At 30.7% G+C, this 6,160-nt stretch carries 5 protein-coding genes and 1 tRNA gene; 5 read left to right on the top strand and 1 reads right to left on the bottom strand.

Annotated elements, in window-relative coordinates; all coding sequences use genetic code 11:
* The first annotated feature begins 4 nt into the window (after positions 1-4).
* Positions 5-1,930 (top strand): OmpA family protein, encoded by a 1,926-nt coding sequence (locus ACIQ2I_RS07270; protein WP_396181762.1) that lies wholly within the window; start codon positions 5-7, stop codon positions 1,928-1,930.
* A 51-nt stretch (positions 1,931-1,981) separates the two neighbouring features.
* Here the strand turns inward: ACIQ2I_RS07270 and ACIQ2I_RS07265 are convergent.
* Positions 1,982-2,054, bottom strand: a tRNA-Phe gene (locus tag ACIQ2I_RS07265).
* A 121-nt stretch (positions 2,055-2,175) separates the two neighbouring features.
* Between ACIQ2I_RS07265 and ACIQ2I_RS07260 the strand changes: the two genes are divergently transcribed.
* The 4 genes from ACIQ2I_RS07260 to ACIQ2I_RS07245 form a co-directional block, all read left to right on the top strand.
* Positions 2,176-2,910: a type III pantothenate kinase gene (locus tag ACIQ2I_RS07260; protein ID WP_396181761.1), complete on the top strand. Its 735-nt coding sequence runs from the start codon at positions 2,176-2,178 to the stop codon at positions 2,908-2,910.
* Positions 2,903-4,156, top strand: coding sequence for a hypothetical protein (locus ACIQ2I_RS07255; RefSeq protein ID WP_396181760.1), 1,254 nt, complete (start codon positions 2,903-2,905; stop codon positions 4,154-4,156). The genes ACIQ2I_RS07260 and ACIQ2I_RS07255 overlap by 8 nt, the downstream gene beginning before the upstream one ends.
* A gap of 4 nt (positions 4,157-4,160) precedes the next feature.
* A complete protein-coding gene (gene lptC / locus ACIQ2I_RS07250; protein WP_396181759.1) occupies positions 4,161-4,703 on the top strand; it encodes an LPS export ABC transporter periplasmic protein LptC in 543 nt (180 codons plus the stop codon).
* A 279-nt stretch (positions 4,704-4,982) separates the two neighbouring features.
* A partial coding sequence (locus ACIQ2I_RS07245; protein WP_396181758.1) for a SurA N-terminal domain-containing protein occupies positions 4,983-6,160 on the top strand: 1,178 nt, incomplete at its 3' end.

Below are 6,160 nucleotides of genomic sequence, written 5' to 3'. Positions count from 1 at the left end.
TAGTATATCGTTTTGTTTATTAGTTTTTGTTTTTTTTGGTTATTCTCAAGAAATGCAATTGAAAAAAGCGAATTCTAATTACGAGAATTTTCAATATGTGGACGCCATTAAAACCTATGAAAAAGTAGCACAAAAAGGATATAAGTCTGTCGAATTATATAGTAAATTAGGCGATTCCTATTATTTTCAATCTAAATTAAAGGAAGCACATAAATGGTATGACGAATTATTTTCATTAAAAAAGAAGCTAAATTCAGCATATTATTTCAGATATGCACAAACCTTAAAAGCAGTTGGCAATTACAAAAAAGCTGATGCCATGATGGAAATATTCAATCAGGTAAATACTTCCGATATACGAGCAATTTTATCAAAAAAACAACTTGATTATTTGGAAGAAATCAAAAATAATTCGGGGAGATATACCATACAAAATGCAGGAATAAACTCAGAATTTTCTGATTACGGCACGTCTTTTTATAAAAATACATTGGTTTTTGCTTCTGCAAGAGACACTGGTGGTGTTTTTGTAAAAAAACACAGTTGGACCAATCAGTCATATACAAACTTATATGGGTCTTTAATTACTGATAATGGAAACCTGTCTGAACCAGTAAAATTTTCTAAAAAAATTAATTCAAAATACCATGAATCTACTCCCGTTTTCACAAACGATGGCTTGACGATGTATTTTACCAGAAATAATTATTTAAATGGTAAAAAAGGAAGAGATAGCGAGAAAGGCGTTTTGCTAAAATTATATAAAGCAACAAAAAATGGAGCGGAATGGGATACCGTTTTAGAATTACCATTTAATAGTAACGAATACAGTTGTGCTCATCCAGCCTTGTCTACTGATGAAAAAACGTTGTATTTCTCTTCAAATATGCCGGGAACAAAAGGCATGTCTGATATTTATAAAGTAGCCATTCTTTCTGATGGAAATTTTGGCACACCTGTTAATTTAGGTGACAAAATTAATACAGAAGCCAGAGAAACATTCCCATTTATTTCAAAAAATAACGAATTGTATTTTGCCTCAGATGGACATCCAGGATTGGGTGGCTTAGATGTGTTTGTTGCCCAACTAAATGAAAATGGCACACATGGTAAAATTAAAAATGTAGGCGAACCTGTAAATTCTAATTTTGATGATTTTGGTTTTATTATAGATACCAATTCAAACAATGGGTTTTTTAGTTCAAATAGAGAAAATGACAATTTAGGATATGATGATATTTACAGGTGTACAGAAACTGTTCCTATGCCAAAAGATTGTCAGCAAAATTTAAAAGGAGTAGTTGTGGATTCAAACACACAAGATCCAATTCAGGGAGTAAAATTGGTACTATTTGACATCAATTATATGAAATTAGATGAAGAAATTTCTGACATAGAAGGAAAATTTGATTTTGGTTTGATAGACTGTGAAAATAAATTCCGAATTCTGCTCGAGCAAAAGGATTACGTTCCTTTAGAAAATATGATTATTACAAAGGAGTCCGACATGAAAGACATAAAAATGGCAATGACTCCAAAATTTCAGTCACTTCAAGTGGGAGAAGACTTAAGCAAAACATTAGGAATTGAAATTATTTATTTTGATTTAGACAAAGCAAACATTCGCCAAGATGCCGAAGTAGAACTAGCAAAAATTTTAGAAGTAATGAAGCAATATCCAACTATGGAAATTGATGTTCGTTCCCATACAGATAGTCGTCAAACTGTTAATTATAATTTAGTTCTATCCGATAAGCGTGTAAAATCTACTATAAATTGGTTAATTGAAAATGGCATTGATGCCAAACGATTAACAGGAAGAGGTTATGGAGAGTCGCAATTATTAAATGAATGTTCGGATGAAATACCTTGTACAGAAGAAGCACATCAAGCCAATAGAAGAAGCGAATTTTTTATTGTGAAACTTTAATTTTTACAAACAAAAAACCCTTGAAAATCAAAGGATTATCAAGGGTTTTTGTGGTACCTCCAGGGATCGAACCAGGGACACATGGATTTTCAGTCCATTGCTCTACCATCTGAGCTAAGGTACCTTGCGACTTTAGGTAATACAACCTATTCATTGCGGGTGCAAATATAGAATCTATTTTATATTTACCAAAACAATTATTAAAAAAAATCATTTTCGTACATTTGCATTTCTAATAATAATATATGGTACTTACAATTGATGTGGGCAATACAAATGTTAAAGTTGCTGTTTTTAAGCAGTTTAACTTACTAGATAAGTTTGTTTTTCAAAAGAATAATTTTCAAAATAATTTTCAAATAATTTTCAAAAAGTATCCCAATCATTCAAAAGCGGTATTGTCTTCGGTTTCGATGTTGGATGAAAAGGATATTGTATGGTTGAAAAATCAAATAGAAATAATTGAAATAAATGCAAATTCGGTTTTTCCATTCACAAATAAATATACTACACCAAATACATTAGGCATTGATAGAATGGTTTTGGCAGCAGGCGCAGTAATTGAACATCCAAATCAAAATATTTTAATTATTGACGCGGGAACTTGTGTAACTTATGATTTCATCACCAATAAAAAAGAATATTTAGGTGGCGCCATTTCCCCCGGACTCAGTATGCGATATAAAGCCCTTCACGATTATACAGCTAAATTACCTTTATTGGGAAATAATATGCCAGATAATTTTATTGGCAATAGCACGATTCAATCTATTCATTCAGGTGTTGTAAACGGATTGTGTTATGAAATTGAGGGCTTCATTTCTGAATTTTCTGTTAAAAATGAACAATTTACAATAATTTTAACAGGCGGCGACGCTATTTTTTTGGCGAATCGATTAAAAAGCACCATATTTGCCGATGAAAATTTCTTATTAAAAAGTTTACATCAATTATACACTTATAGTTTACAAAATGATTAAAAAAATTGTCTTACTAATTACGATATTACTTGCAAACTTTAGTTTTGCTCAAGAAAATACCGCTTCACCTTATTCTTTTTACGGAATAGGAAGCGCTAGGTTTAAAGGAACTAATGATATTGTTAATATGGGTGGAATTTCTGTGTATTCAGATAGCACGCATATTAATGTATTAAATCCGGCATCTTATTCTAACCAATTAGTGACCACTTTTCAAGTTGGAATGACGTCTAGTTTTTATAATTTAAAAACTACTTCAGCTTCAGAAAAAGCAAAAAAAACCACATTTGATTATATGGTTATGGGTTTTCCAATTTCTAAAAAAGCAGGAGTTTCTTTAGGATTATTACCTCAAAGCGCCATTGGATATAGATTAAATTCAGATACTAGAGCTGTAGATGGATTTGTAAAACAATACAAAGGAAAAGGTGGCGTAAATAAAGTGTTTTTTGGCACGGGGTATCAAATTACTTCAAAGTTTAGTATTGGATTGGATTTTCAATATTTGTTTGGAATTTTAAATACGCAATCCGATGTGTTAAATCAAAATATTATTTACGGTTCAAGAGAAGTTAATGAATCAACCGTTTCAGGTTTTGCGATAAATACAGGATTAAATTTTAAAACCAAGTTTAATAATAAATTAAACTTCTTTTCAAGTGTAACGTACGCTCCAGAAGCCAAGTTGAATTCTATTAATACCAGAAATGTATCTTTGGTGTCAGCTTTGGCAAATGGAACTATTGTTCCTGTTTCAGCAGATACGGAAGTAAATGTTGCCGATTCCAAATTAATTGTGCCTTCTAAATTAGTATTAGGTGCCGGTTTAGGAAATAGAAAATGGTTTTTAGGTGGAGATGTTGCATTTTCAGGATCAGGAAATCAAGTCAATCGTTTTGAAAATTACTCAAATGTATCATATGAAAATGGAGTAAAAGTAGCAATTGGAGGATTTTTTATACCAAAATTTGATTCGTATAATAACTTTTTTCAAAGAGTTACCTACCGTGGTGGTTTTAAGTTTGAAAACACAGGACTTGTAATTAATAATACAGCAATCAAAGACAAATCAGTTACTTTAGGATTTGGACTGCCTATTTCTGGAACTTTTTCAAGTATGAATTTAGGTGTCGAATATGGCTCAAGAGGCACTACAAGAAACGGCTTGATCAAAGAAGATTATTTTTCAATAAATATAGGTTTACTATTTAATGATAAATGGTTTAGAAAAACATTATATAACTAAAATAATGAAAAAAATTGTTGAATATATTGCTTTTCTATTAGTGATTTTGTTTCTGCAAAGTTGCGAAAGTAATTTAAAGGACGTTCAACGAATTTATAAAACATCATTTGTTCCAACTGGTGAGGCAGATTCTATCAATTTAAAATACACCGATTCTGGAAGAGTAAAATCAATTTTGCAAAGCTTAAAAATGATTGATTATTCAACTGCAAAAAATCCGTTTGTCGAATTTCCGAAAGCTGTTTTAGTTACACTTATTGATGCCAATGGAAATAAAACAATTGTAGTTGCTGACAAAGCAATTTCTTATAAAAAAACAGAAGTAATAGATTTGATTGGGAATGTGAAAATTCAAACCTACGATGGAAAAGTTTTAGCAACCAATCAATTGTATTTTGATCAAAAAAACGAATGGTTTTTTACAGAAGAAGCCTTTACTTTTAAAGACGCAGATGGAAGCTTTTTACAAGGAATAGGAATTGATTTTAGCAAAGACTTTAAAATCTTCAATATGCAAAATAACAACGGAGAAGTCAATAACATGTAATACTATCATAATGAAATATTTCAAATACACTCAATACTTATATTTAATAGCAGCACTACTTTTTTTAATTTCTGTACTTGTAAAAATAACGAATAATGAAGAGTATGGATTGCAAGCAATTATTGCCGTTGGATTTGCTATCATGTTTTTTGTCCGACGCAGTTTCGTTAAAAAAATGGAAAACATTAAAAAAAACTTATAAAAAAGCGACAATACTTTTTTATTATTAAATAGATAATTGTATTTTCGCCCTCTGAATAAAAAATAATCAATATAAAAATGGCAATTTTATCAAAAATTAGACAACGTTCTATCTTATTAGTTCTAATCATAGCATTAGCATTATTTTCATTTGTATTAGCAGATGTAATTAAAAGTGGTGGATTTAGTAGTGGTTCAAATACTATTGGTTCTGTTAATGGAACAAAATTTGAACAACAAGAATTCATGAATAAGGTAGCTAACGCTCAAAAATCACAACAAGGGGCTAGTAACACGCAAGCTTTAAATTCAGTTTGGGAACAAGAAGTAAGAAAAGTAATATTATCTGAACAATACAATAAAATTGGACTATTATTGGGTAAAGAGCAATTAATGGCAGTTATAAAAAACGACCCTCAATTGTCTCAATCTCCACAGTTTTTAAACGCTGCGGGTAAATTTGATGATAAAAAATTTGCAGAATACATTAACTCTTTGCAAAGTGCTCCAGACCAAACACAATGGAACAGTTGGAAAGCATATGAAGTTCAAATTGAAGATTTTGCCAAAGAACAAATTTATAATACTTTGATTAAATCAAGTGTTTATACTACTAAAGCAGAAGGAAAATTAAAATACGAAAGAGACAATAATAAAGTTGATTTTGATTATGTAGCATTACCATTTTCTACAGTTAGTGATGACCAAGTTAAGGTGACTGACGAGGAAATTATGGCTTATATGAAGAAAAATCCTAAAAAATTCAAATCAGACAATACCAGATCTGTTGAATATGTTTTAGTTGAAAACAAACCATCAGCAGCTGATGAAACAGTAATGAAATCAAAAATTGATGGATTTGTAAATGGAAAAATCGAATTCAAAAACGGAGTAAACGACACCATTCCTTCATTCCGTGCTGCAACAAATGTAGCAGCTTATGTAAATAAATATTCAGAAATTAAATTTGATTCTACTTATTTAGCAAAAAAAGATATTAACCCACAGTTTGCAGAACAATTATACGCATTAGCACCAGGACAAGTTTTTGGTCCTTATATAGATAATGGATATTCAAAATTATCAAGAGTAGCAGGAAGAAAATCTGGCGCTACTGCAAAGGTAAGTCATATTTTAATAGCTTACAAAGGCGCTATGCAAGCGGCTCCAACAGTGAAGTTAACTAAAGAAGAAGCAAAAGCAAAAGCAGCAGGTTTATTAGCTCAAGTCAATGCAAATCCTTCTAGTATGGCTAT

It is taken from the genome of Flavobacterium sp. (genome assembly GCF_044368995.1).
Taxonomy (GTDB): Bacteria; Bacteroidota; Bacteroidia; order Flavobacteriales; family Flavobacteriaceae; genus Flavobacterium.
Note: the sequence above shows the minus strand (reverse complement) of the source record. Positions and strands in the feature narration are given on the sequence as shown.